Source organism: Pseudomonas sp. 22526 (assembly GCF_052044735.1).
GTDB classification, from domain to species: Bacteria; Pseudomonadota; Gammaproteobacteria; order Pseudomonadales; family Pseudomonadaceae; genus Aquipseudomonas; species Aquipseudomonas piscium.
On sequence record NZ_JBQENK010000007.1, the window covers coordinates 307,306 to 333,829 of the forward strand.

General features: G+C 57.8%; 18 protein-coding genes and 2 pseudogenes. 3 read left to right on the forward strand and 17 right to left on the reverse strand.

Going from position 1 to position 26,524, the window contains the following annotated elements; genetic code table 11:
• Positions 1-273: 273 nt before the first annotated feature.
• The 17 genes and pseudogenes from ACTJKT_RS13540 to ACTJKT_RS13620 form a co-directional block, all read right to left on the reverse strand.
• On the reverse strand, positions 274-1,188 hold the full coding sequence (locus tag ACTJKT_RS13540; protein WP_440787457.1) for a PD-(D/E)XK motif protein: 915 nt from the start codon (positions 1,186-1,188) through the stop codon (positions 274-276).
• The gene (locus ACTJKT_RS13545) at positions 1,181-1,879 is read right to left on the reverse strand and encodes a hypothetical protein (protein WP_440787458.1); all 699 of its coding nucleotides are present in this window, start codon (positions 1,877-1,879) and stop codon (positions 1,181-1,183) included. The genes ACTJKT_RS13540 and ACTJKT_RS13545 overlap by 8 nt, the downstream gene beginning before the upstream one ends.
• Complete coding sequence (locus ACTJKT_RS13550; RefSeq protein WP_440787459.1) at positions 1,876-2,832, reverse strand: hypothetical protein; 957 nt, start codon at positions 2,830-2,832, stop codon at positions 1,876-1,878. The genes ACTJKT_RS13545 and ACTJKT_RS13550 overlap by 4 nt, the downstream gene beginning before the upstream one ends.
• A complete protein-coding gene (locus tag ACTJKT_RS13555; protein WP_440787460.1) occupies positions 2,829-4,874 on the reverse strand; it encodes a hypothetical protein in 2,046 nt (681 codons plus the stop codon). The genes ACTJKT_RS13550 and ACTJKT_RS13555 overlap by 4 nt, the downstream gene beginning before the upstream one ends.
• A gap of 3 nt (positions 4,875-4,877) precedes the next feature.
• Positions 4,878-7,703: a Z1 domain-containing protein gene (locus tag ACTJKT_RS13560; RefSeq protein WP_440787461.1), complete on the reverse strand. Its 2,826-nt coding sequence runs from the start codon at positions 7,701-7,703 to the stop codon at positions 4,878-4,880.
• 415 nt (positions 7,704-8,118) lie between these two features.
• Positions 8,119-9,006 carry an RNA polymerase sigma factor SigJ gene (gene sigJ / locus ACTJKT_RS13565; RefSeq protein WP_440787462.1) on the reverse strand — a complete coding sequence of 296 codons (888 nt, stop codon included), beginning with the start codon at positions 9,004-9,006 and terminating at the stop codon, positions 8,119-8,121.
• Positions 9,007-9,008: 2 nt separating this feature from the next.
• On the reverse strand, positions 9,009-9,449 hold the full coding sequence (locus tag ACTJKT_RS13570) for a carboxymuconolactone decarboxylase family protein (protein WP_103331037.1): 441 nt from the start codon (positions 9,447-9,449) through the stop codon (positions 9,009-9,011).
• Between the two features lie 100 nt (positions 9,450-9,549).
• A pseudogene (locus ACTJKT_RS13575) lies at positions 9,550-10,110 on the reverse strand (PDDEXK nuclease domain-containing protein); the annotation flags it as partial.
• Positions 10,111-10,133: 23 nt separating this feature from the next.
• Positions 10,134-10,457 (reverse strand): annotated as a pseudogene (locus tag ACTJKT_RS13580) (Fic family protein); the annotation flags it as partial.
• A gap of 38 nt (positions 10,458-10,495) precedes the next feature.
• The gene (locus tag ACTJKT_RS13585; RefSeq protein WP_007920747.1) at positions 10,496-11,065 is read right to left on the reverse strand and encodes a 2OG-Fe(II) oxygenase; all 570 of its coding nucleotides are present in this window, start codon (positions 11,063-11,065) and stop codon (positions 10,496-10,498) included.
• Between the two features lie 11 nt (positions 11,066-11,076).
• Positions 11,077-11,643, reverse strand: coding sequence for a hypothetical protein (locus tag ACTJKT_RS13590; protein ID WP_440787463.1), 567 nt, complete (start codon positions 11,641-11,643; stop codon positions 11,077-11,079).
• Positions 11,644-12,379: 736 nt separating this feature from the next.
• Entirely contained in the window at positions 12,380-13,606 is a 1,227-nt protein-coding gene (locus ACTJKT_RS13595; protein WP_440787464.1) for a hypothetical protein, read from the reverse strand.
• The gene (locus tag ACTJKT_RS13600; RefSeq protein ID WP_440787465.1) at positions 13,596-14,636 is read right to left on the reverse strand and encodes a SagB/ThcOx family dehydrogenase; all 1,041 of its coding nucleotides are present in this window, start codon (positions 14,634-14,636) and stop codon (positions 13,596-13,598) included. The genes ACTJKT_RS13595 and ACTJKT_RS13600 overlap by 11 nt, the downstream gene beginning before the upstream one ends.
• Complete coding sequence (locus ACTJKT_RS13605; RefSeq protein ID WP_038579900.1) at positions 14,626-15,645, reverse strand: hypothetical protein; 1,020 nt, start codon at positions 15,643-15,645, stop codon at positions 14,626-14,628. Before ACTJKT_RS13605 ends, ACTJKT_RS13600 begins: the two co-directional genes overlap by 11 nt.
• A gap of 81 nt (positions 15,646-15,726) precedes the next feature.
• Positions 15,727-15,888, reverse strand: coding sequence for a hypothetical protein (locus ACTJKT_RS13610; RefSeq protein ID WP_007920763.1), 162 nt, complete (start codon positions 15,886-15,888; stop codon positions 15,727-15,729).
• A gap of 541 nt (positions 15,889-16,429) precedes the next feature.
• Positions 16,430-19,030, reverse strand: a complete 2,601-nt coding sequence (gene leuS, locus ACTJKT_RS13615; protein WP_440787466.1) for a leucine--tRNA ligase — start codon at positions 19,028-19,030, stop codon at positions 16,430-16,432.
• Positions 19,031-19,393: 363 nt separating this feature from the next.
• The gene (locus ACTJKT_RS13620) at positions 19,394-19,804 is read right to left on the reverse strand and encodes a PA0061/PA0062 family lipoprotein (RefSeq protein ID WP_440787467.1); all 411 of its coding nucleotides are present in this window, start codon (positions 19,802-19,804) and stop codon (positions 19,394-19,396) included.
• 223 nt (positions 19,805-20,027) lie between these two features.
• On the opposite strand from ACTJKT_RS13620, the gene ACTJKT_RS13625 reads away from it, so the two are divergent.
• Genes ACTJKT_RS13625 through ACTJKT_RS13635 form a run of 3 tightly spaced genes read left to right on the forward strand, consistent with a single transcriptional unit; the run spans position 20,028 to position 25,807 of the window.
• A complete protein-coding gene (locus tag ACTJKT_RS13625) occupies positions 20,028-23,249 on the forward strand; it encodes an efflux RND transporter permease subunit (RefSeq protein WP_440787468.1) in 3,222 nt (1,073 codons plus the stop codon).
• Positions 23,239-24,405, forward strand: coding sequence for an efflux RND transporter periplasmic adaptor subunit (locus ACTJKT_RS13630; RefSeq protein ID WP_440787469.1), 1,167 nt, complete (start codon positions 23,239-23,241; stop codon positions 24,403-24,405). The genes ACTJKT_RS13625 and ACTJKT_RS13630 overlap by 11 nt, the downstream gene beginning before the upstream one ends.
• Positions 24,389-25,807, forward strand: coding sequence for an efflux transporter outer membrane subunit (locus tag ACTJKT_RS13635; RefSeq protein WP_440787470.1), 1,419 nt, complete (start codon positions 24,389-24,391; stop codon positions 25,805-25,807). Before ACTJKT_RS13630 ends, ACTJKT_RS13635 begins: the two co-directional genes overlap by 17 nt.
• Positions 25,808-26,524: the final 717 nt, after the last annotated feature.

Genomic DNA, 26,524 nt, shown 5'->3' on the forward strand with positions numbered 1-26,524 from the left:
CCCTTGTCCTAGTCAGCCAAGTAAAAACGACCGTTTGGCTATTGACCCAGCATGAGTAGCGACTCTCGGAGAAAGCGCCGGGGATGGAACATGCCGCCCCCCTTTGAGTCACCGCACGCAATCGGCAAACGGTATGTCCCTGTTTTGTTTGCTTGGTTTATCCAATGTTCGATGCTCCCTGCACGAGCATATGCATGCCCGACTCTGTGTTGGAATACAATTGGGCTGGAGTGTCGAATCCCTAGCCGGCACGCAACTAAATAATCTCAATAACTATAACTGCTGAGACTTCAGACCAGAAAGATCAACCCTATACTCAAACTGAACAACGCCAGCTGGCAGAACTCCACCTATAAAACTTGCAGGTGTTACCCGGGGAAAACTGTCATCAACCGCATAGGACCGTGCCTCAAGCAGGTTGTAAGCCTCTTTCCGCGCGGAACACCCCGCCTCCATGCCGAGCCGCTGCAATGCACCTTCCAGCATGGCCGCATCGACGCCGAGCGCAACGAGACGATCGCAAACGAGATCAATCGACAGACCATCATCGGCCGGCTCGAACCTGAAGTGAACCAGTTGTAACGGCTTACCGGATGAGGCGGCCAGCTGGAACTGCCCGGAGATGTTGATCAAGGTCCCGTAACGGCTGATCGTCGACTTGACCTCGTAATCGGTTGCTGGAGTCTTGATGTCAACCACGCCGCCGAGAGGGCCGCTCCACTCAAAGGTGGTTCCTTTGATGACCAGCGTTTCCAGGGCCAGCAGTTCAGCGAGCACGTCATAGCCATGCTTGTCGACCAGCGCATTACCCAGTAGATGCCGCCACCGTTGCCACCAAGCCAACGGATCAGCCAGCAGTGCCTGGCGTACAACGATGCCGGACTCGACGCTGACCATATGCTCGCAAATCAGCCCGAACTCGTTGCGAAGCCATTCAATGGACGACTCCAGCCGTAGGAAGCGCCGATGCTGCCCCGCGACCACCCGTTCCACTGTCCGGAGCCTGGCGCCGGCGAACCCTTCTGAAATCTCCAGGGGTTCGGAGCACTCAACGGCAACGCCGAACCTGTCGCCTTCACGAAAGACCCACGCCGGACACGCCGCTGGCATCGCCTTGATGGGCAACATCCGGCCACTCTGGTCAAGGTTGGCAAAGCCTTCCTGAATCTCTTTCAACAAATCAGTCATGGTCACTATTCAAATCGATGGGCGCGCATCCCACGTCGGTAAACAGTGCGTCGACGTAGCCGAATAAACCGCCTTTGCAGAACACGGGTTCCTTCAGCACAATCTGCGCCGTATTGAGCTTCATGATTGCCCTGAACTGATCCTGGGAGGGTTTGCGCAGCCGTCGCATCCTGAAAATCAGCCGTGTCAGATCAATCCTGAAACCGCCCTTACCAGGGCGCTCGACCAGTTGTACGACAGTATCCGTGGTCACGCTCTCCAGTACCTTTCGGGTGTTTTCCTCGGTGCCCTGCCATGTAAGGTGAACGGTCCACCACATCGCCCGCAACCAGATGCGGCTTCGGCCCTTCCAAAACCGCACGGGCGGCGTGCTGTCCCAACGACTTTTCACCAGATCCGGCAGTACGCGCAGGGAGAGAAAACGCCACCAGCCATCATCTGCAGCGGTGCGAATGTCCATACCGGTCTCTGCCAATACCCGGTACAGGGCAAGGCCAACTTTCATGTCATAGGCGCCAGGGCCTGAAGCGTTGCTCCTTGCAGTGGGGTCATACAGCGACACGATGGCAAGTAGTTGGCGGCGTACCTCTTCCATTTCCAGATTGGACATGTCGGGTAGAAACGCATCGCTTTTGACCATCTCGTCAAAGTGGCGCTGCGACAGTTTGAGGTTCAGTGTCGGGAAACTCATGCCGCGTTCTCCAGCTCCCGGACCCGGCGATCAAGCCAGCATTGGGTGGATACGAACAACTCTGGAAGTGAGGCTGTATTCAGATCACCCAATCGAATGAATGAGCACACCGCGTCCGCAATACTTGCGATACCTTCATCGGCATCGGACGTGCCCAGATACGTGTCGAACTGCGCGCCCATGTCTTCCTTGACCTGAGAAATGACCAGCGCAAGCCAGGCTGCGAACACCTGACGCATCAACGGCGATTGCTCGAAATTCAGTGCCCGGCGGTCGCGCAATTGTTCGAAATGCGGGTGAGCGTTGTTCAGTACAAGGGCGACGTAGTCGCTCGAGAATGGTTCATCCTGCGGATCGCTCCAGCAGGCTTTCAATTCCCACAGTGGCCCCTCTGCGCCCAGAGACTCTTCCAGCACAGGGAAAAGGGAGCCGTCGCCGTCAATGACGATTTCGATGGTTTGTGCCAGGGGACCCAGTCGTGCACCTGGCTGATGCGCAAATCCGGGAACGCACTCTGCCTTGTATTGGCCTAAAAACGCTTGAACCGACAGAAAACCGCTACCTCTGACCGTCCCGGGCTCCAGTTCGATGTCGAGAACGACGACCCTGCCTTCTTCTTCGTGCCGCAGGCCATGAACGGGCCCAAGCGTTCGCCAGCAAGAGTCGGCAGATGCCCATTCCAGCGCCAGCAACACCTCAGCGCCCGTACTCGCTACACCGTCAGGACCGAAGATGGCTTCCAGAAGCGGAGCCCGCTCGATCAAACATTGAACCTCCAGGGGATGTTCGGCCGGGTTCCAGTCACTGTCCTTGCCCAAGGCATATTGATCGCCACTTACCGCCGTCGCACCTGGATCAAGACCGTCATGCGACCGGAAGACATAGTTCACTTCCGACTCGCTTCCGCCGAGTGGCGCATTCAGCATTCGATATAGCGGCAGTCGAGTACTCATTCCGCCGCTCCATTTGTATCCGAAATCCGGACACCGATCACTGGCCGCAACAACTTGCCACCGGGTTCAGTCATCCTGACGTGAAGCTCCCCTTCCAGAATAAGCCCTGGTTGAACAGACGCGGCACCAACCGTGAGCCTGACACCGGTTCCATCGGCAATTTCCATGCTTTTTACAGAAGGGGTCGCACTACTGATGCGGGGTGACTCCACTCGAAACGGAAATGCCCCGAGCCCGCCCTCAAGCCATGTATCAAAGGTGATCGGCCCGGCTTCGGAATCAACAGAAACGGTTATTTCCCTCGGTATATTTGGCTGCACCATCCCCCATCTCAAACACCATTTCATGACGATGGCGGATGCTGCATACCTGACTTCCATTATCTCCAGTTCGGGCGAAGGCACCGCACCTCCTCTGTAACCTTGTCCGATGGCCGCACGCGGCGCCGCTTTGCCAAACCGCCCATCCCCGCCAAACCCACGACTGGGCAACACAAGTTCGGCAAGTTTGCGTGACATCCGCATCGAAGGTTTGACGGTCACGCTGGGCTGGGGCGGTACGCCGAATTCCTTCAAGGCCCGTCCACACTGGGCACGAATCTTTTCAACGACTCGCCCTCCGTTTACGTCTACCCACGCGGCATGATCCGCACGCTCGCAGCTCCTCAGATACCCTTCGAGACTCTGTATGGTCGGGCGTAACCCTCGGGCTTCGGATGGCAGGAGCTCCTGTTCCGAATCTGGCAGAAAGAGCGCCACGACGTATCGGCCGTCCGCAAAACCAGTGAACCCACCGGCCCAGCCTCGCGAATCGATACTGTCATCCCAACAGATGTTCATTCCAGGCGAGCGTATGAACGTCACTATCGGTCGATAGGGCGCTCCGCTGCCTGTCTTGGAGAAGATGCAGGTTTCCGGGCTGGGCGCGTTGTCTGGCGCATCCATTTGCAACTGGCGTGGGGTTATCGCCACGGCAAGCAGCCAGCCCGCCTGACCACTGCCCACGAACTCACCTCGCAACTGAATGGCTCTGCAGAGCACATCATTACTCTTGACGCCCCTGGCCGTCAGATAATCTTCCTCCTCAGGTGCCTCTCCTACCGCACGGTCATACAGGCACTGACCCACACGGAATATCGGCAACATGTCCGCGGTGACTATCTCCTTGCCGTTCACCGATGCACTCAGGTATCTACCGCTGGCGAAGAAGGGGTTATCCAACCGCGCACTGAACCAGCGCTGGATCGCAACATTCACATAATCTTCGTAACTGCTATACCACCATGGCGCCGGCCCGCCTTCTTTGTCGAACACGGGCAGCAGATTTTCCTTGAGCAATGGAATGATGATTGCTGTTCCGGTTGTTTTGCCTGTGAACGGCTGGGCACCCAATGCATTCAGGATTCCGTGAATGTGCTCGGGTGCCGTGATTGCTCGCAAGCTGTCAGTCGCCCCCCACCAAGCAATGCCGGTTTGCGTCGTGAGCTGCAGGCGGTCGACCCGGTTTTCATCCTCGACTAGCGAAGCCACCAGCCGCTCTTCATAACCTTCGGCCGTCTTGATCCGGCTGTAGTAGATGACCAGGCCTGCCCCCATGCGGAAGTAACAAGTCTTGCCCAATCCCCACGAACCACCCGCACCGTCGTCCGCGCGAGTCCGACCGATTTCGAACACGAGCTTCAGGAAGTTGCCATGCTGACCGTTCGCTCCCACGCTGTCGAAGGTCATCGGCCCGGTCAGCCCCTCGGTACCTGAATCGCGAATCTCAATCAATTTCGGAGTACGTGGATAGCGTTTCCCGAGTACCTGTAGGTTCAGCCCTTCACTGAACGTGGAGGCGATGGCGTCCAGCGAATGCTCGCGAATATGGAAATCCACCGAAACTGGCACTGCCTGATTACCGTTGCATCCTGCGTCGAGCGCGTTCTGAACGGATTCGCGTACCAGCAGGTCCAGAAGAGGCGTTTCTTCGTTCTGCAGCGCGCGAAGCAGGAATTCACCGTTATCCTGCATGGGCTGCAGTGGGAGGCTGTAGTACTTCATGGGTCACACGCCTACCGTTTCTTCAAGGTTATCTTCTGATGCTGTGAAGGTTTCCGGGATATTGACCGTGACGTGAGTGACGTAGTTTTTCTGCTTGCCTTGCGAACCAGGCAGATAAAGGCTGATGCCTACGATGTGCGCCTTGGCATTGAGCGGTTGCCTCTCTCGGCGCGACGCAGCGGCTACCTTTGTAGAACGGTCATAGGGGCTGTCTTTGTCGATGAGATAGATCAGCAGTTGAGGTACTGTTCCGACACCACCTTTGCCGCGAAGCTCTGCCACTTGGGAATTACTGAAACCCGCCTTCGAAAGATCACTCTCTTCAAGGCCGCGGGCATCCGCCAGCAGATCCTTCGGATCTCGCAGCGCACCAATGGACACGCCATTATCCGAACGTTTATCAGCGAAGCGGCTACGGGTGACCCGACCAATAGTCTCGCCAGAAATCTCCCAGCTGTTTTCCGGCTTCGGTGAACTGCCCGCTACCACGACGTTCCAATTCTTGTAGCCTGCGTTTTCAGCGTGCTCACCGAGCCATTTCAGAAACGCTTTCATGTCGGAGAAGAACTGATTCCCTGGATGGAACGACAGGCCTGCCAGGTAATCGGCTACCTGATTTACTTCAACGTTACGCCAGACAAGGCTGTTGGCCCCTTTCAATTCGGACTTTTTGAGATTGGTACCTGCCGAACTCAGAAATCTCTCCGTTGACGACAAATTGGCATTGAGCACCGCGGCAGCATCTTCGCCGTCATGGAAAACGGTTGTTTGCCGATTGATTCCCGAAAAGTCGAATGTCGCCTTGATCGCGCGCTGCATCCTGTTCGCACCTGTCGGGCGAATCCAGGCGAGCCTCGCATGTACACGGACGCGAGGCCCGAACTCCTCAGGCTTGGCTCCGCCGTACATGAAGCGCTGCAGATCGTCTCGAAGCTCCTCCTCCGCGACTGTCATGAACTCGTACTTTTCTCTCGTATCATCGGACATCCAGATGCGAGGCAACAGTTCATAGCCTTTGCGGTAACCAAACCAGCGCCCCATCTGCATGAGGGAATCTGCTTGCACCGAGCCGCGCAGGAAAAAGGTGCTGACCAGATTTTCAATCGTCAGCCCCCGGGAAAGCGTCCCGCCGCCAATAACGATGAACGCCGTACAAAAATTCAGGCCTTGCGCCGCGTCAGGATAGAACAGCCGCCGGACCTCATTCTCATCGGTCACCCCGTTATTGGCGCAGTTATCGACACACACGTGGATACCGCGGTGGTACGTCCGTTTGGAGTCCGCGTCCAGCTGGATAGCCGTCACCGTATCGAGAAGCGTCCGGACTTCTACAAAAAAACTGTCAAACGCCGGCAGTTCACGAAGCTCGGAAAGCCGTCCGTAGTCAGGGAAGCGCTCGGCAAACTGCGCAACATCCAGATCTGATGAAACCCTATCCCACACAGGTCTGAAAGTGGCGACCAACTGATCATCACCATACTTCGACCACATTTTGAGCGCTGCCTGCACCGCTTCGCTCATGTAATCATGATGAAGCTGCCTTGCACTGGTATGGATCAACATGCTCACGGGCTTTGCAGCGCCGGACAATCGCATCACTGCCACGCAGCACAGGTACCAGATCAGGCCTTCTTCCAGTGCGTGAGGCAGTGTCAGATCTTCCCCCTTGTGAAGGCTACCAACCTGTTCCAGATCCTCGTCAGAGACTTCACGAACGATTCCAAGCGGCTCCTTCTCATTTTCGGCGTAACCGAAAATCTGCACGGGCCCGAAATGCTCGTCCGCCTGCGGCAGCGCCGCTATGAAATCTGTTGGGTACAAGGTATCGCCAGGTCCTTCATTGAGAAAGTTGGCGGCGGGTGTGGCGGTGAACGCGACGTAATTCACACATTGCAGCGGCAAACTGATCAACTGCAGAATGAGTCTATTGATGACCGTACGCTCAGCCTTCGAAACGTCATTCGAATTGATACCCGCCTGATCCGCCTCGTCATCAATCACCACGAGCCGCATCTGCGACATCCCCAGCGGGTGCGCCTTGATCCAAGCAATAAGATGCCTCAGCCTGGCCGGGTTCTTCAGGCAAACAACAAGGTGGCGGTCTCTTCGGCCGGCGTCAAACTGCATGTCCTGCGCACGAGCACCATAAGGGCTGTTCCTCGACGGATGCTCGATCGCCTTCCAACTGACGTTACCATCATGCTGGAACAGGTCACCGACCAGACGCTTGCTGGTTTGTACTCGTAGGTTCTCGAGCGTCCCGGTGAGCACGACGAACAGGTTCCATCGATAGTCGGCTGCCATGGAAATCAGGCCCGCCATGTTGGCCGTCTTGCCGGACTGTACATGCCCGACCACCAGCCCTTTTACAGCCGTGCGATCTTTTGTGGTCTGCCGAAGGTGCTGGAGGACGCGCACCGCAGATCTCTGAATATTATCGACCGAGGCTTCCTTCCAGCCCTGCGCAATCAGGTATTTTCTGTAGAGCTGCCATGCACTTCGCGCGTCTTGCGGCACTGCCATGCCCGGCTCAGCCTCTTCCGCCCCTACAACGATCAAGGGTCTCGCCGCAGCGACAGATTGCTGTTCCGCCTGCTCCTTGTGCCGAACGATCTCCTTCCAGCGCTCAAAGCGCTCTTCCGAGCTGTTTCCCAGTGACGGCCAGTCGTCCATTTCCTCCTGTGACAGGAACCACTCATTGACTTTCTCAAGTGACTCTCCCATCCGGCCGAGCCTGGCAATATTTTCCCAACTCCTGCCTTTCAGGCGCCAACCATCAATGAACGCGCGGCATTTGTCGTACGCTGGGTCAATACTGTAATCAGCCATTGGTATCCCTACTGTGTTCGGAAGACAACCCGAATGAGGAACATAGCCCTACATCCAAGTCAGGGGCGGGGATAGTGGCACAGCGCCGGCTACCTTGCAAAACCCCGTTACCAGGCGGTCGAGTATTACGAGTCTGACAACAAGCCTGGCGTTGCTATGTGATAATTGTCATCGCGTGTCGAGCTACTTGATCGCCTACTTGGTCGCTTTGGCTGAGATCGGCCGAGGCTCGATTGCCCGCGACGGACTTGAAAGGCTGCGTTTATCCAATCAATGCACGGTTATCGTTAACGACCATCGCGAGCAATCGAGCGTCGACCGGCTGCTCCTACAATGGATCGCCGTCGCCTAACTGATTGGCATTAATCACCTAGGTTTGCTAATCCGCAGCACTCGGAACGGCGTGATACAAACATCACACCGACACCCCACTCCCCAACCCCACCAACTTATCCGGATTCCGCATGATAAAGACGCGGTTCACCCTTCCCTCTGCGTCATACCCAAAACTCACCACCGCAACCACTTCCCCCTCCCCCCGCAACACCACCCCACGCCCACCATTGATCTCCACCTCCTGCCACTGATACTCCCGCCAATACCGGCTCAACGACTCCCCCACAAACGCCAGCACCGCCTCCAGCCCATACAAGGTCTCGCGAATGGCGCTCGCCTTGCCGCCACCATCGGCGCACAGCTCGACGTCTTCGGACAGCATCGCGGCCAGCCCCTGGGTCGAGCCGCTGGTGATGGCGCTGTGAAAGGCGGTCAGCAGTTGTTCCTGCCGTGAAGGTTCTGGCTGGTAGCGCGCCTGGGTGTTGCCCAGGCTGGCTTTGGCACGGGAGACCAGTTTGCGGCAGGTGGCTTCCTGGACGCCGAGGGTTTGCGCGACTTGGGGGTAGTCCAGGTCGAAGATGTCGTACAGCAGGTAAGCGGCGCGTTCCTTGGGGGTCAGGCGCTCCAGTAGCAGCAGGAAGGCGGTGGACAGCGACGAGGCCAGTTCATGGCTCTGTTCGGGGGAGTCGTGATGCAGGCTGTGGATCGGTTCCGGCAGCCAGGTGCCGACGTAGTCCAGCCGCGAGCGCTGGGCCGAGCGCAGCAGATCGATGCAGTGCCGGGTGCAGGCGGTGGTCAGCCAGGCGGCCGGGGTGGCGATGGAGGCCTTGTCGGCCTCCAGCCATTTGATGAACAGGTCCTGCACCACGTCCTCGGCCTCGGCGCGGGAGCCGAGGAGGCGGTAGGCCAGGCCCAGCAGGAAGCTGCGACGGCTTTCGAACACCGTCGTTTCATCGATTCGATCCATCCTCAGTGCCTCGACACCTGCAAGCGATTCCACAGGTTGATCATGCCGATATCCGCCGTCAAGGCGGCGATCTGCGCTTCGCTGAAATGTTCGCGCAGGGCGGCGCGCAAGGGGCCGAAGTCGGTGTCTTCGCGCAGCACGGTGAGGGCTTCGGTCCAGGCCAGGGCGGCGCGTTCGGCGGCGTTGAAGTCGCTGACATGGCGCCAGACCACCAGGCGGTCCAGGCGCTCGTTGCTTTCGCCGTCTTCACGGGCCTCGCGGGTGTGCATCTTCACGCAGAAGCCGCACTGGTTGATCTGCGAGGCGCGCAACACCACCAGGTGGTGCAGTTTGCGGTCCAGGCCGTGGGCGTCGATCAGGCCATGGACCTGGCCCAGGCTTTCGAAGATCTCGGGGATGGTTTGCAGCAAGTTAACGGCTTGGGTCGGGTGGCTGGATGACATGGGGTGGCTCCGTTATTTGAGGGATACACCGACATGACGGGCCAGCCTGGTAGTTTGTGACGGGGTGGTGGAAAAATAATTCGGACTTCGATAAGGCGGCTCAAACCGCCTGAGGATTCAGCGCATAAAACTCATGCAGCTTGGCCTGCAGCAGCCTCTTGTCCGGCAGTTGTGTCTGGTACTCGGCGATCAATGCAGGTGAGAGTGAGCGGTTGAGAGCGTACTCGACCACCTCATCGTCCTTGCTGGCACAGAGCAACACACCCAAGGCCGGGTTCTCATGGGGTTTGCGCACCTGACGGTCCAGCGCCTCCAGGTAGAAATCCAGCTTGCCCAGGTGTTCCGGCTCGAAGCGCCCGACCTTGAGTTCAATGGCCACCAGGCAATTCAAACCTCGATGGAACAGCAGTAGATCCAGCACAAAATCGCGCCCGCCGACCTGCAATGGGTAGCGCGAAGCGACAAAACAAAAGTCCCGCCCCATTTCGATCAGAAAGTCTTTCAGTTGCTGCACTAACCCACTGTGCAGGTCGGCTACGCTATGACCCTGGGCCAGGTCGAGAAACTCCACCACATAGGCATCCTTGAACACCCTCAACGCCTCGGGATGCATTTGTCTCAACGCTGTCGAGACTTTTGCCGGTCGGGTACTTGATCGCTTTGGCTGCTATCAAGCAGAGCCTGCTACAACGCTTGCAGCATGAACTCGACAAAAGGCGCTGCCTCGGTTTTTTGATCCGCAGCACTCAGTGCAGCGTAATAAGCATCCTGTTGCTCGCGAATCACCGTCTCCACCGGCAGCCAGGCCAGAACGGGACGCCACCAGCTAAGTATCAGCATTTGCCACAAGCGCCCCATCCGCCCGCTGCCGTCGGCGAACGGATGGATGAATTCGAATTCGTAGTGAAATACACAGCTGGCAAGCAGTGGGCGCCGATCAGGGCTGGACAACCAGTTGAGCAGGTCGTCCACCAGCGTGGGCACACGGCTAGGCGGCGGTGCCCTATCGGACAACACCGCGCCAACGCAACGTCACAGTCGCCAAGTTACTTGGGTGCTGACTTGAAAACAAAACTGACCCGCAACGTGGGGCAAATCCTGCTGGGGGAACTCGCGCGGTGGAGAATACACCCTGGAAATATGACGATACGGCCTGGCAGAGGCGCCACGGACTTTATGATTTCCCTGCCCTCACCGTAAAACAGTAGCTCGGCGCCCCAGTCTTGTTGCCAGTCGTCGTGGGCGAAGTAGATTGAAGACAGATTGTCCTCTCGATTACTGTCCGTATGCGAATACCCTTCCGTGCCGTAGGTATGCCCATTGGCGTAGGCCCTGAGCAACTTTTGCGGCGAACCAATCATCGCCTCGATCTCTAGCCATAGTGAACTGACCGATTGCAAACCCTGCCTGTCGGATAAAACAGCGGCACTGTCCGTCTCGCTACTGGTATCACCACCGGCAAAATGTGAGTGCCAGAAAAAATAATTATCGTTTTGAACATTAGAACGCCAACCGTATTGCCAGATCGGCTTTTTGGCCAGTGAGCTCAACTGAGCGCCTAATTCGGTCGATATGGCTCCGTCGTAAATTTTTATATCTTCGGCACCAAGACTCATTTTTACCCCCCCTATCCAATCCACACGATATATTCAATATCAAGCGTGCCATGCGTTTGAGTACATGGGCGCTCGTAACCATGACTAGAAAAACTACCAAGCCCCGCATCAGCGGCAATAACACTCAGTTGCTGGGCCACGAACCCTGCGCTTAACCAGTCGATACGCCTGTCGGCGTTGGCTGACGGTTTAGACAAAAACAAAAACAATAACGAATGCCGACCAATATCAACTTCTTCTACTAGAGATTGCCGTAGTATCTGAAATACTTCGTCTTCTGACGACACCTGAACAATGTCCAGTTCAGGACTTGAGTAATTCTCTATGAGTGTCATGCAACGACGCTTCACTTCATCCAGATGCCAACCATCCGCTTCACGTCCCAGCCCACTACGCGAGGTTTTACGTTGCAACCAGGCATCGTCAGAAACGCCTCGCATCCGTTGAGTCAACTGTACAAACTCCTGCACATTCAACGCGTGCTCATTTCGCCAGCAACTGTAAATAATCGAATACAGCGGCATATCAAACTTAACAAATCCAAGCGTCGCTTCGTCCAGCTTTATCAGCGTGTACATAAGGAGACCTTATAGCGTAATAGTCGCTATGGATGAGCAGTAGTCACTCACGCCTCGGTTAAAACCGGTTAATTTCAGCGATAGCGGGATTATGTTTCTGAGCTGCAGCGCATGAAACAATACGGCTATCGCATGACCCGACTCAATGTAAAGTGCACTGAGACTTCGCACGTCTCGATAGCGCTCCGCCAGTCGTTCAAAATCGCATTGCACAACTAACGTGCCTGGACGTTCACCGGGCTCCGCGTCGTCGTGTATTACAAAAAACCGATCACAATACGAGTCGTATAGAAAACCATTGCCGTGACGGTCTGTATAACAACACTCCAACGAATGCACCGCGCCATTAGAAGGATAAACACGCCGAACACCTGGTCCCAGACCATTGATTGCCCAAGGCGTGAGCGCCGTGTTTTTGAAAGCAAACCTAATGGCCTCGAACACACCGCCCTCAACGGCTTGGCCTCTGGCCTCTATCAGGGATGGTGCATATCGGGGGCGGGGCTTGCCGAACAATACAGCCTGGGTTCGCATTCGTTGATTGATGACTGCTTTTCCACCACCTGTATAGTGGGTTCTGGAGCGTTCACTTTCATAAATCGCGCCGGCCACCCACTTCGCATCCTGTACCGGGCAATCGAATCCTTCAGCAGACAGTCTGTCCCACAAACGCTCACTCTGTGAAAACAGTAACTGTCCGGTGTCGGTGTTATACCTGTACAGTGACTTTTTTGATCTATACAAGGCATCTATTATCATTCAGAAAAATCCTTTTTCTGTGCAAGTGATACATCAGCAACAGTCTGACCATGTAACTGATGCCCACAAAATGGATAATAGACGCCGGCCCGACATACCCCAAATAGATCAATGCACTCAAAGGCACAAAATACACAACCAATAGCCACTTATTAGCGCTGGAGATAATGCTATTCATCGTCGTCAGCCGAAACACCCCATTCAGCGAAATAACAATGGCCATGACGGGATAGTAAGCCATCGCCAAGAGCGAATGAATGAATTGCCCTGGCGACAGTTGATTGGCCAGAATAGCGACAACCAATGCAAGCCCGACCGGAACAAACCAAGTGACCTTGAATGTATAAATAATCGCCCTATAAAACAGTGAAGAATCCTGCGCTGAATAGCGGCGGATGATCAATACAGCTGCGCGCGTACAAATCATCCAGCAGGCCATTTGAAACGCAAAGGGAAGGCGAAAATCAGAAAAACTTTCCGGAGATATCTTGAATGCGGCAACGCTCAGTAGCAAACCTGACAATGAAATGCTGACCACCGTGGACAACTCAGGCAAGACAATTCTGCTGATTTTCAAACTGAACTTAAACGAGGGACTTATTGATCTGAGGCGAATACTCCCCGACGCCTTGAGTATCGATACAACCACCACAAACAGCGCTAGGTCGATCGCTACCATCCCCAATCCCGCCAAGACGTAGGAAAACTCTATACCGCTCAGCCAGAGTGCCAAATAAAGTGTGATATTACACAACCACACCGCCATCTGTACCCAGAACACCGTCCGACCATAACCCAACAACATCAAATAGGCTTGATTTAGCGAAGCAAACACCAGAACACAGACAGACACCATTCTAAGTAACAAAAACACCAACAGGTCAGCGTTATGGTGACTTTCCTCAATCATGTTAAGCGAAACAACTATGTACAGAATCGAAATCACTGCCCCAACGACGATCAGTGCTGCCGCGCACTTACTGTAGGCGCGGTACCTTGACACCTTTGAAAGCTGTAGAAAGGCAATCACCCAGGGCGATGCGAACGGAATCAACGCGGACATCACGTCGATGTTCACGCTCAACACACTGAATTGATGAGGAAAAGCGACGCTCATCAACATCAGTATGCTGATACCCTTGATAACATCCACGCCGCCGGTGATGACAAAAAAGATATCGCTGAGGGCGTCGTTACTCTTCAAGATTTCTGTTCCCCACTTTCCCCATCGTTGCCGTGTACATGGGAATCTCGTCGCTCGCCAAATCGATATGCAGAAGGGCTCGAAGTTCATCATCCCTTGTCGCTGGCGTTGTAACGCCTTGCACATTGAATTCGCTACAAGCGTTGACGTGCATGTGCATGATTCTTCCGGCTTCGATAAACAGGTTTCTCAAAGCTTTATCGTGCCGGTAGCGCCAGGCATAACAGCTGGGTGTGGCGGTTAACACCAAGGTATAGTTGGCTGTCTTGGGAGCCACCATACCCCAGATGATACGAGACATCGGCTCTCTGAAATCGCCCTCTTTTATCAGCCCGAAGCTCAGTTCTTCCAAATTGAGAAAGTAAACACCCGGCGTCAGGCCAACGATGTCATACACCACGATATACGAGGAAAATGCCGCACCGAAATTCTTGGTGTATCTTAAGCGACTGCCATCCAGACGTTGGCACACGTCCAGAGTTTCCAGCAATCGGGATGCCGAGTGCGACAGTATTTCCTGAAACTCAGCCACCTCAAGAGGGAGCCTTTTGAATTCTCGATGGCTCCTGCGTTTAAGTGCTTTTTTCGGAAAGCCCGGAATCCAGTCGTTACTGGCCGAAGCAATTTTTCGTAGGGCAAAAGCAGATTGAGCGTTTTCGATAAATACTGGAACCTTCGGCGCCGGGCACGTTGAAGCCATCTCATATTCACGGTATTTATTATCAAGAATCTTCACTCGATCCTTGTCATCATCAACGTACTTGATGGTCCTGGACAACAAGTAAAAAGGAATACAGGCTTCCCAACCTCTCTCGGCCCAATGCGTTGTACTGGCCGGATTAATTAGGGTGTGGGTTGCCGGGGGACGTTCATTGCGTATCGCAGCCATCCGCTCAGCATAGTCGGGACGAATAAAAAAAGACGGTGCGATATTGAAACTTCTACCACTGCTGAGCTCGCTGAATTCTAAAGTATTGTCACGATTATTCGCGAAGGATATATAAGCGTTTTTCAGGGTTTCATGCTGCATTCGACTGTTCCCCGATCATGACGGCACTCATCACCCCTTCCACAAGCGGATCGAGCCCTAACAGACGTTCGAAGTTTATAACCTGAAGATTATATTGAGCTTGATTTCTATACTTCATCTTCAGCAGTGCCGTTTCAACTTGCATCGAGGCGTGCCCGGCATCCAAATGCACGGACCTGAAGGTTCTCGGCTCGCGATAGCGGAACATATTGCGTTCCCAGATACAGGTAAAGACCACCGCAAAATTAACAGCAAAATCTATATACGAATCCCGAACGCCAAATATCGTGGTATACAGGTCTGGGGACTCGACACGTTTGACGGTATCAAGGCTATACGTCACAGCATTAAAGTGATGGACAGTCTGGTTGGCGAAGTCCACCAGATAGGCTTCAACTGGATGTCGCCCGCCGCCGCTGGGCACTGTCTTCTTTAATACCCGACCGCCCGTATTGAGTTGCGCTTCCCTTTGTACGCCCAGGCTCAGGCTCAATGCGCTGAGGATATTCTCCAGGTCGCCCTGCGTGCCGCCATCACTAATGAGTGCCGCACTGCACTGCGGGTTGACACCCTGCGCCGCGACTGGGGCATCAACGTAAACTTTGGAACGCTCAATTTCTTGCTCAACAGCCAGATACTCTTGCATCCGGTTATTGTCTTTGCTACGACCATCCTTGTCGTATTCAAAGAACGGATAGTTGTGCGTAACGTTCAAATAGTCTGAAGCACTCTTCCAGTTGTAGCGCTCCAGGTCAGCGGTCCTTCGGTCGCATGGTGAGGCGCCAGCGCTTAGCTTTACAAATCCGCTGCTGATCAGTTTCCCGAGTAAACCGTCCTCTCCCGTCGAGTCTGTTTGAGACGCGGCCGGGCGGGCGGAAAATCCAAGAAGGTATTCAACCACAGAAAAGGAAATTTGAATTTTCTTGTTTGAACCGACCAGATAAGCCAGCGCAGAGTGTTCAAACGTAATAATTCTAAGATCGGGGTTAACCGACAGACTGGCAACCATGCCTGTTTGCTCCTGAACAATGAAACAGGGCAATTTTACTTGCCCTGCTCCGAGACAACTTATGACGAAAACAGGGCTAACTTAGTGGTTAACGCCGCCATCGCCATGTTGCAGGCAAGCTTCGTTACGTTCAATTTCCACAAAATCGGCAACATCATACTGCTCGTTGATTTTCTGGGAGTTATCTACAGCCGCTTTGATCGAGGTTTCGTTAGATGCTACGCAAGCTTTTTCAATAGACATTGTTCACATTCCTCTGTTGATTATTTTTCGTCCGCGGATAACGAACGGGTTGAATCTAGGCAGACTAAAAAATAGTGTCAACACACAAGCCTCCGTCCTAAAAACGCCAACTGAGTCAACTTGTTTTTTTAAATTTGACGAATCAGCGTACGACGACTACCGACCAAAATCCGATGATCTAATCACCCTATACATTAGGTGTAACTCTGTAAAAAACTGGCCACCTAATTAATAATTATCCGCATTAAAAGAATAGGAGCACAGACACGAGCCTGACTTTTAAGCCCGAAAGGAAATCAAAAGCCATCATATTATTTCGTTTAAGTATCTAAAAAATCAGCAATCCACGACGATTTCTAATTTGTTTGAAGCGCTGAGGCCTCTACGCAAGCTGTTTCCAGACGCTGAGAGGCCAAGAGACAGACGCTGCTCAAGCTGCGCCGCCGAAGGATGGGGTTGGAAGACGTTAGCCACCAGCGCCATCCCTGAAGGCTGACGCTGGTGTAATGGAGCAAGGAGCGACCGCCCCTGCTTCAGATGGTTACAGCACGATATTGACCAGACGACCCGGCACAATCACGATTTTTTTCGGAGTGCCCTCTATAAAGCGCGCTACCGCTTCATCCCCAAGTGCACAGGCCTCTATTTCCGCTCGGTCAGCCGTCGCAGATACCACAATTTCCCCGCGCAACTTACCGTTGACCTGCACCACCAGCTTCAACTCTGAGCGAGTCAGAACCTCAGGCGATGCCACAGGCCACTGCGATTCGAGAATGTCCTTGTCAAACCCCAGCTCGGTCCAGAGCACATGCGCGATGTGCGGCGTGATCGGGTAGAGGACTTTCAACAGGATCTCGACCCCTTCTCGAATGACACTGCCTGAGGCGGCCTTCTCGTTTTCAAGCAGGTTGAGGATTTTCATCGCGCCGGAGACGATCGTGTTGTAGTGCAGCTTTTCATAGTCCCTGTTGATGCTCTCCAGCACGCTGTGAATCTCGAACTGAAGTTGTGCCGAACGCTCGTCCAGAGTGCTTCGCTGCGCTGCTGCCGTGATGAGGGTGTCTTGGTGCTTGAAGGCGAAACTCCATAACCGTCGCAGATAGCGATAGGCGCCCTCCACGCCGCTGTCGCTCCAGACAATGCTTTGAGTGGGTGGCCCTGCGAAAATAGTAAACAGGCGGGCTGTGTCGGCACCGAATCTCTCGATGATTTCCCGTGGCTCGACAACGTTATTTTTAGACTTGGACATTTTTTCGATGCCGCCCATGATCACGGGCAAACCATCTTCCTTGGCAACCGCATCCATCGCCTGACCACCATCGCCGAGCCTGACGTCTACTTCCGCCGGGTAGAACCAGCGTTTGGCGCCGTCCTGCGCTTCTCTGTAGAAGCACTCACGCAGCAACATGCCCTGAGTGAACAGATTCTTGAAGGGCTCATCGAGATCGATCAGGCCTTCGTCGCGCATCGCCTTGGTCCAGAACCGTGCGTAAAGCAAATGCAGGACGGCATGTTCGACGCCACCGATATAGTGATCCATCGGCATCCAGTATTTCGCTGGCCCAGCGACCATCGCGTCCTGGTTACCCGGATCGCAGTAGCGCATGAAATACCAGCTGGAATCGACAAACGTGTCCATGGTGTCGGTTTCGCGCCGTGCGGGGCTACCGCAGGTCGGACAATCGACATGCAGGAAATCCGGTTGTTGAAGCAAAGGATTGCCGGAACCGTCTGGTATGCAGTCCAAAGGCAAAATGACAGGCAGGTCCTTGAGCGGCACGGGTACATCGCCACACTTGTCGCAATAAATCATCGGGATCGGCGTGCCCCAGTAACGCTGGCGGGATATACCCCAGTCTCGGAGTCGCCAGTTTATTTTTTTCTCACCACCGTGGCTGGCGAGTCGGGCACTAATAGCTTCGCTCGCCTCTTTGAGTCCCAGACCGTCAAATTCGCCAGAATTGATCAGCACGCCTTTATCCTTCGCAGCGTATGACGCATCCCATGAACGGTCGTCGTACTCCACCCCATCAATATGAATGACCTGCCGGATCGGCAGGCCTTTTTTGCGGGCCAACGAAAAGTCACGCTCATCGTGCGCCGCCACCCCCATGACCGCACCCGTGCCGTACCCCGCAACCAGGTAATTCACCACCCAAACCGGGATAGAAACGCCGCTGATTGGATGCTCCACCGTGAAGCCGGTGAATACGCCGTCCTGATCAATGCCAGACAATTGTGCTTCGCTGGTACCGCCACCTTTGAATTGTTCGATCACCTGAGACAATTCAGCATTGAGCTCTACCGCCCGCAGGGCGATCGGATGTTCCGGGGGAATCGCGCAGAAAGTCACACCCATCACGGTTTCGGCGCGAGTGGTGAACACCGACAGCCGTCCGTCCTCGATAAGTGTTCCATTCTTGTCTTTTATCTGGTGAGGGAACCCGAAACTCACCCCTTCACTTTTACCAATCCAGTTGCGCTGCATGGTCTTGACCATTTCCGGCCACCCATCCAGGCTATCGATATCCCTCAACAATTCTTCAGCATATTGAGTGATAGCAAAGTAATAACCAGGAACTTCTTTCTTTTCGACCAGCGCGCCAGACCTCCAGCCCCGACCATTAATAACCTGTTCATTCGCCAGCACGGTCTTATCGAGAGGGTCCCAATTAACAATTTGGGTATGTTTGTAAGCAATACCCTTTTCAAGCATTTTCAGAAAGAACCATTGGTTCCACTTGTAGTAATCAGGATCACATGTTGCAACTTCACGGCTCCAGTCAATACTCAGCCCAAGGGGACTCAACTGCGCCTTCATGTCTTGTATGTTTTGCCGTGTCCAGGCGGAAGGTGACTGATTAGAAGCCAATGCGGCGTTCTCTGCGGGCAATCCAAAGGCGTCCCAGCCCATTGGCATCAGAACGTTGAAGCCTTTCATGCGCTTCTGCCGCGCCAGTACATCATTGATGGTGTAGTTACGAACATGCCCCATATGCAATTTACCCGACGGGTACGGCAACATGGAGCATGCATAATATTTGGGTCGCGAAGGATCCTCGAAAACTTCAAATGTCTTTCTGGCAGCCCAATCAGCCTGAGCGCTTGCCTCGACGTCGGCCGGATTGTAGTGTTCCTGCATAAATTTCTCTCTTTACTTATCGATAAGTAGAAAGATCTCATGACCTTCCATTAGTCAACCAACCCGTACTTCGTTAACGCCTTACCATACAATACAAATCCAAAGGCTTTCTAGTCGCGCTCCTACGCTATGCATCTTCAGCCCACAATACACTCACCAGTGCAGTGCATGACTCCCGGTAATGAGTGTGACTTGCGCGACCACATCGACCAGCGCGAACTCAATGTGCGCAGGCCGTTGGCACGGGCCTCCTGAATCGGAGACAGACCCGCTGATTTTGCCGGCTGGATTAATAGGCCTTCAGAAAGTGTCAGCAGTGCTGACACTTTCTTCTCCCGCGATAGATCCCCAGCCGCGTCAACATCACCCCGGCATACATTCAAAATCCCGCACCCTCGCCACCTGCTTCCCCTGAGCATCCAACAACCGCGCCCTCACCTCCGTCCCCAAGGTCGACTCCACCAACTTGTAATGCTCGCCAGCCTGGAAGTTCGGGTAGCTCACATGCCCGCGGCAATCGACCTGGTTGGAGTCGCCGCCGACTTCTTCGAACAAGGTCACGTCCAGGCGGTGGGCGCCGGGTTGGACTTCGAAGTAGCGGCCGTCGTCGACGTTCTTGCCGTCGACCCGTTCGGCCATCAGGTCGCTGGGGCCCTCTTCTTCCAGGCTGATCCAGGCTTCCTTGGGGTCGGGCTGCGGCATGGGGCCGGCGCAGGCGGACAACAGCAGCACCAGGCTCAGGGCGGGAATCAGCAGCAGGGGTTTGGCATTCATGGCAGGTACCTCGGCAGTGGCAATCAACACGCGGCGCGGCCCCAAAAAACAGTCGCGCCGGATTGCCATGCAGCTTGTCGAGGCCCCGAACAGAGGACAAATGAATCCCCGTGAAAGGAAATTCAGGCCTTACCTAAAACTTCCTTCACCTGGCTGAAAGCCGCGTGTTAGGTGGGTCGCTGGAGACTGCCGGGGTTCGCAACCCACCCTCGGAGATCCAGGCATGCTCGGGCTGGTCAAGACCGCTCTGCTCAAGCCCTACACGTTTATCGTGCTGGCGATTTTTATCTGCATCATCGGGCCGCTGGCGGCCCTGCGCACGCCCACCGATGTGTTCCCCGATATCGGCATTCCGGTGGTGGCGGTGGTCTGGCAGTACACCGGCCTGTCGCCGGACGCGATGGCCGGGCGGGTGATCTACACCTATGAGCGCTCCCTGAGCACCACGGTCAACGACATCGAGCACATCGAGTCGCAGTCGCTGCCGGGCATGGGCATCGTCAAGATTTTCTTCCAGCCGGGGGTGGATATCCGCACCGCCAACGCCCAGGTCACGGCGGTGTCGCAAACCGTGCTCAAGCAGATGCCGCCGGGCATCACCCCGCCGCTGATTCTCAACTACAGCGCCTCGACCGTGCCGATCCTGCAGATGGCCTTCTCCAGCCCGACCCTGTCGGAAGCCAGGATCCGCGACCTGGTGCAGAACAATATCCGCCTGCCCCTGAGCTCCGTGCCGGGGCTGGCGATGCCGACGCCCATGGGCGGCAAGCAGCGGCAGATCACCCTCGACCTGGACCCGCAGGCCCTGGCCGCCAAGGGCCTGTCGGCGCAGGACGTGGGCAATGCCCTGGCGGCGCAGAACCAGATCATCCCGGTGGGCACCGCCAAGCTCGGCGCCAGCGAGTACACAGTGCTGCTGAACAACAGCCCGAGCGCCATCGACGAGCTCAACGACCTGCCGATCAAGACCGTCGACGGCGCGCTGATCACCATCGGCCAGGTGGCCCATGTGCGCGACGGCTCGCCGCCGCAGAGCAATATCGTGCGGGTCGACGGCCACCGCGCGGTGCTGATGCCGGCGCTGAAGAACGGCAATATTTCCACCCTGTCGATCGTCGACGGCATTCGCCAGATGCTGCCGCGCATCGACGAAACCCTGCCGTCGGCGCTGAAGACTTCGCTGCTGGGCGACGCCTCGGTGTTCGTCAAGCAATCGGTGGGCAGCGTGGCCCGGGAAGGCATCATCGCCGCGCTGCTGACCAGCGCGATGATCCTGCTGTTCCTCGGCAGTTGGCGCTCGACCCTGATCATCGCCGCCTCGATCCCCCTGGCGGTGCTCGCGGCCATCGCCCTGCTCGCCGCCAGCGGCCAGACCCTGAATGTCATGACCCTCGGTGGACTGGCGCTGGCGGTGGGGATTTTGGTGGACGACGCCACGGTGACCATCGAGAACATCAACTGGCACCTGGAACAGGGCAAGGCGGTGAAGGCCGCGATCCTCGACGGCGCCAAACAGATCGTCGGCCCGGCCTTCGTCTCGCTGTTGTGCATCTGCATCGTCTTCGTGCCGATGTTCCTGTTGCAGGGCATCGCCGGCTACCTGTTCCGGCCCATGGCGCTGGCGGTGATCTTCGCCATGGCCAGCTCGTTCATCCTCTCACGAACCCTGGTGCCCACACTGGCCATGTACCTGCTCAAGCCCCATGTGCCGGAAGCAGGCCCGGGGCATCACCCGGAAGATGCGTTCATCAACCACCACGAGGGCGAGCAGCACGCCCCGCCACGGCATGCCCTGGTGCGCGGGCTGCTGGGGTTCCAGCAGGGGTTCGAGCGGCGCTTCTCCAATGTCCGTGACACTTATCACGGCCTGCTGACCCTGGCCCTGGCCAACCGCAAGCGCTTCCTGCTGGGCTTCCTCGCCTGCGTGCTGGCCTCCTTCGCCTTGCTGCCGAGCCTCGGCCAGGACTTCTTCCCGGCCACCGACGCTGGCGCCCTGGCCCTGCATGTGCGCCTGCCCCTGGGCACGCGGATCGAGGAAAGCGCGGCGGCCTTCGACCGCATCGAGGCGCGGATTCGCGAGGTGATTCCGCCGGAGCAGCTGGACAGCGTGATCGACAATATCGGCATCCCCCTGAGCGGCATCGACATGGCCTACAGCAGCAGCGGCACCATCGGCCCGCAGGACGGCGACATCCAGGTCACCCTCAAGCCCGGCCACGCGCCGACCGCCGACTACGTGAAGCAATTGCGCGAAGCCCTGCCGGAAAGTTTCCCCGGCAGCCAGTTCGCCTTTCTGCCGGCGGACATCAGCAGCCAGATCCTCAACTTCGGCGCGCCGGCGCCGCTGGACGTGAAAATCTCCGGGCCCGACGGCGCCGCCAACCGCGCCTATGCCCTGACGCTGCAACGGCGCCTGCAACATGTGCCGGGCATTGCCGACCTGCGCATCCAGCAGTCCACCGGCTACCCCTCGCTGGCGGTCAAGGTCGACCGCCTGCGGGCCAATGGCTTGGGGATTACCGAGCGCGACGTGACCAACAGCATGGTGGCGTCGCTGGCCGGCAGTTCCCAGGTGGCGCCGACCTTCTGGCTCAACCCGCAGAACGGCGTGTCCTACTCGATCGTCGCGGCCACCCCGCAATACCGCCTGGACAGCCTGCCGTCCCTGGAAGCGCTGCCGGTGACCGGCAGCAACGGCCAGTCGCAGATCCTCGGCGGCCTGGCCAGCATCTCGCGGGTGGACAGCCCGGCGGTGGTCAGCCACTACAACATCCAGCCCACACTGGACCTCTACGCCAACGTCCAGGGCCGCGACCTGGGCGGCGTGGCCCGGGATATCCAAAAAGTCCTCGACGACAGCCAGGCGCTGCGGCCCAAGGGCGCGACCATCAGCCTGCATGGGCAGATCGACGCCCTGCATGAAGCCTTCAGCGGCCTGAGCCTGGGGCTGCTGGGCGCGGTGGTGCTGATCTACCTGCTGATCGTGGTCAACTTCCAGTCCTGGCTCGACCCGTTCGTGATCATCACCGCGCTACCGGCGGCCCTGGCCGGGATTGTGTGGATGCTGTTCCTCAGTGGCACCTCGCTGTCGGTGCCGGCGCTGACCGGGGCCATCCTCTGCATGGGCGTGGCCACGGCCAACTCGATCCTGGTGGTGAGCTTCTGCCGCGAACGCCTGGCGGAACACGGCGATGCCCTGAAGGCCGCGCTGGAGGCCGGCTATACGCGCTTTCGCCCGGTGTGCATGACCGCCCTGGCGATGATCATCGGCATGCTGCCGCTGGCCCTGTCGGAGGAGCAGAACGCGCCCCTGGGCCGTGCCGTGATCGGCGGCCTGATCCTCGCCACCACCGCCACCCTGCTCTTCGTTCCCGTGGTGTTCAGCCTGGTCCACGGGCGTCACCCCACTCGCGCTGTCGCTGGAGAAAGTACCCATGTCGCCTGAACACACCCCCTCGCGCAAACGCCTGCTGTGGCTCGGCATCGGCGGCCTGACCCTGGCCGCCCTGCTGGTGGCCAACGGTCTGGCCGCGCGCGCCCGCCATGAACGCGCGGTGGCCGCCTGGACCGAAACCGCCGCCGTGCCCCAGGTGCTGGTGTTGCAGCCGCAGCAGAACCGCCAGGGCGACACCCTGCGCCTGCCGGCGCACCTGGAAGCCTGGAGCAAGGCGCCGATCCACGCCCGGGTCAGCGGCTACCTGAAAAGCTGGAACAGCGACATAGGCGCCAAGGTCCAGGCCGGGCAAGTCCTCGCCGAAATCGACAGCCCCGACCTCGACCAGCAGCTGGCCCAGGCCCATGCCCGGCTGGTGCAGGAACAGGCCAACGCGCGCCTGGCGCAGACTACCGCCGTGCGCTGGCAGAACCTCGTGGCCAGCCATTCGGTGTCGCGCCAAGAGGCCGATGAAAAAACCTCCAACGCCGCGGCCGCCAAGGCCAATGCCGAAGCGGCCGCTGCCGACTATGCGCGGCTCTCGGCCCTGGAGGCCTACAAGACCATCCGCGCGCCCTTCGCCGGCACCATCACCGCGCGCCACACCGATATCGGCCAGTTGATCAAGGCCGACAACGACAGCGACCCGCAGCTGTTCGACCTGGCCGACACCCACAAGCTGCGGCTCTACGTGCCGGTGCCACAGAACTACGCCAGCGTGATCCGCCCCGGCCTCAGCGCCGAGCTGACAGTGCCGGAACACCCCGGCCAGCACTTCAGCGCGCAGCTGATCGGCGACTCCACCGCCATCGACCAGCGCTCCGGCACCCTGCTCGCCCAATTCGTCGCCGACAACCCCGACGGCGCGCTGCTGCCCGGCGACTATGCCGAAGCCGCCCTGGCTTTGCCCGCCGACACCCGGGGTGTGAGCATTCCGGCCAGCGCCCTGATTTTCCGCGCCCAGGGCACCCAGGTGGCGCTGCTGGACGAGCACAATCACGTGCACCTGCGGGACATCCATATCGGCCTCGACCTCGGCGCGCGGCTGGTGATCGACCAGGGCCTGCAAGCCGCCGACCGGGTGATCGACAACCCGCCCGACGCTCTGCGCGAAGGCGACCTGGTGCAACTGGCCGACGCTGGAGGTGAGCATGCGCCCAAGGCTTGAGCCGCTGATTGCGCTGCTGCTAGCTACGTTACAAGGCTGCTCCCTGGCGCCCGGCTACCAGGTGCCGCCAGTGGAGCTGCCGGCCCACTACCGCGAACAGACCAGCGACGGCCCCTGGCATCCGGCACAACCGGCAGATCAGCTGGCCAGCCAGTGGTGGCTGCTGTACCAGGACCCGCGCCTGGATGACCTGCAACAGCGCCTGCTCAAGGCCAACCCGGACCTGGCGGCGGCGCTGGCGCACTTCGACGCGGCCCAGGCCTATGCCAGCCAGCTGCATGCCGGGCTGTTCCCGCAGATCAGCGCCAGCGGCCAGTCGCTGCGCCAACGCCAGTCGGACCACCGGCCGTTGCGCGGCGACAGCCAGCCTTCGGTGTACAACAGCAACACCGCCGGTTTGGCCTTGAGCTTCGACCCGGACCTGTGGGGGCGGATTCGCAACCAGGTGGCCGCCGGCGATGCCCAGGCCGAAGCCTCGGCCGACGATCTGGCAGTGGCGCGCCTGAGCCTGCAAAAGCAGTTGGCGGCGCTTTATGTGCAGCTCAATGGCCTGGATGCACAGCGCGCGATCCTCAGCCAGTCCCTGGACGATTACGCCCAGGCCCTGCAACTGACCCGCAGCCGCTACCAGGGGCAGATCGCCTCGGAGCTGGACCTGACCCGCGCGCAAAGCCAGCTGGCCAGCGCCGAGGCCGAACTGGACGAAGTGCGCGGGCAACGCAACCTCACCGAACATGCGATAGGCGAACTGGTGGGCGAACCGGCCAGCCAGTTCCAACTGCCCGCGGCCACTCAGACACTGACCCTGCCCGACGTGCCGCAACAGCTGCCCAGCACCCTGCTGCAACGCCGCCCGGACATCGCCGCCGCCGAACGCCGGGTGTTCGCTGCCAACGCCAGCATAGGCGTGGCCCGGGCCGCCTGGTACCCGGACTTCAGCCTCAGCGGCCTGCTCGGCGGGCAGACCCAGGGCAGCGGCAACCTGCTGGCGGCGGGCAATCGCTACTGGGCGCTGGGGCCCCTGGTCAACCTGCCGATCTTCGACGGCGGCCGCCTGAGCGCCAACGAACGCCAGGCCCACGCCGAATTCGAGGAAGCCGCCGCCCATTACCGCAGCCAGGTGCTGCGGGCGGTGCGTGAGGTGGAGGACAACCTGGGGCAGTTGCGGGATTTGCGGCAGGAGGCGCTGGACCAGCAGGCGGCGGTGAATGCCGCCGAGCATGCGCAGACTTTGGCGATGAACAGTTATCGGGCGGGGGCGGTGAGTTATCTGGAGGTGGTGACGGCGCAGACGGTGGCGTTGCAGGCGCAGCGGGGTTTGCAGGCGCTGCAGACGCGGGAGTTGTTGGCGAGTGTGGGGTTGGTGGTGGCGTTGGGTGGGGGGTGGAAAAGTGGGACTTGATTTGAGCGGGTACAGAATCCGCTCAACTGTCGCTCAAACTCGACTATGCAGCCACCGGAAGAGACCTAATATCTCGGGGCCTCCGAAGCACTGGGATATTGAGTACATATCCGTTGCTGCGGTTACGGCCACTTAGGGTTCCGCCCTTACGGCGGGTCACTTTGGAAAGGCCCCAAAGTAACCAAAGGGCCCTGCCCCTGGCGTCCGGTCCTCGCTAAAGCTCGGATTCCCTCGCTCCGGTCCTGCTCCGTGGGCCGCCGCCACAGGCCATCCATGGCCTGGGGCGGCTAACTCGGCATCCCTGCCGAGTTGCCCACTGCGCAGAACCTCCACTCGGCCTCCCGATGGGGCAAAAAACCAAAAGCACCGCGAGGCGGCCTACCGGCCGGCCTGTGTTTGAAAGCGTGTGTTCTGTAGCTCTGTAGCTCTGTAGCTCTGTAGCCCTGTAGCCCTGTAGCCGCTGCCGCAGGCTGCGATCGGCCCGAAGGGACGCCAAGCCTGTATCCGCGGTTTGCCTGATATACCGCGTCGCCTGGTTTTACGGGCGCTTCGCGCCCGTGCGCAGCCTGCGGCAGCGGCTACAGGGAGCACACTCCCCCAAGGCCGGCCGGCAGGCCGCCGTCTTGCTCTTGCTTTGGCTTTTGATCTGAACGCCCCGTTAACCACGATGGCCGAACGCAGGTATTGAGCCGTGGGTAACCCGGCAGGGATGCCGGG

Bases quoted from the DNA above. Each gene is read 5' to 3' on its own strand.
- ACTJKT_RS13540 (WP_440787457.1), bottom strand. From the start codon at position 1,188: ATGACTGATTTGTTGAAAGAGATTCAGGAAGGCTTTGCCAACCTTGAC.
- ACTJKT_RS13545 (WP_440787458.1), bottom strand. From the start codon at position 1,879: ATGAGTTTCCCGACACTGAACCTCAAACTGTCGCAGCGCCACTTTGAC.
- ACTJKT_RS13550 (WP_440787459.1), bottom strand. From the start codon at position 2,832: ATGAGTACTCGACTGCCGCTATATCGAATGCTGAATGCGCCACTCGGC.
- ACTJKT_RS13555 (WP_440787460.1), bottom strand. From the start codon at position 4,874: ATGAAGTACTACAGCCTCCCACTGCAGCCCATGCAGGATAACGGTGAA.
- ACTJKT_RS13560 (WP_440787461.1), bottom strand. From the start codon at position 7,703: ATGGCTGATTACAGTATTGACCCAGCGTACGACAAATGCCGCGCGTTC.
- sigJ (WP_440787462.1), bottom strand. From the start codon at position 9,006: ATGGATCGAATCGATGAAACGACGGTGTTCGAAAGCCGTCGCAGCTTC.
- ACTJKT_RS13570 (WP_103331037.1), bottom strand. From the start codon at position 9,449: ATGTCATCCAGCCACCCGACCCAAGCCGTTAACTTGCTGCAAACCATC.
- ACTJKT_RS13585 (WP_007920747.1), bottom strand. From the start codon at position 11,065: ATGAGTCTTGGTGCCGAAGATATAAAAATTTACGACGGAGCCATATCG.
- ACTJKT_RS13590 (WP_440787463.1), bottom strand. From the start codon at position 11,643: ATGTACACGCTGATAAAGCTGGACGAAGCGACGCTTGGATTTGTTAAG.
- ACTJKT_RS13600 (WP_440787465.1), bottom strand. From the start codon at position 14,636: ATGCAGCATGAAACCCTGAAAAACGCTTATATATCCTTCGCGAATAAT.
- ACTJKT_RS13605 (WP_038579900.1), bottom strand. From the start codon at position 15,645: ATGGTTGCCAGTCTGTCGGTTAACCCCGATCTTAGAATTATTACGTTT.
- ACTJKT_RS13610 (WP_007920763.1), bottom strand. From the start codon at position 15,888: ATGTCTATTGAAAAAGCTTGCGTAGCATCTAACGAAACCTCGATCAAA.
- leuS (WP_440787466.1), bottom strand. From the start codon at position 19,030: ATGCAGGAACACTACAATCCGGCCGACGTCGAGGCAAGCGCTCAGGCT.
- ACTJKT_RS13620 (WP_440787467.1), bottom strand. From the start codon at position 19,804: ATGAATGCCAAACCCCTGCTGCTGATTCCCGCCCTGAGCCTGGTGCTG.
- ACTJKT_RS13625 (WP_440787468.1), top strand. From the start codon at position 20,028: ATGCTCGGGCTGGTCAAGACCGCTCTGCTCAAGCCCTACACGTTTATC.
- ACTJKT_RS13630 (WP_440787469.1), top strand. From the start codon at position 23,239: ATGTCGCCTGAACACACCCCCTCGCGCAAACGCCTGCTGTGGCTCGGC.
- ACTJKT_RS13635 (WP_440787470.1), top strand. From the start codon at position 24,389: ATGCGCCCAAGGCTTGAGCCGCTGATTGCGCTGCTGCTAGCTACGTTA.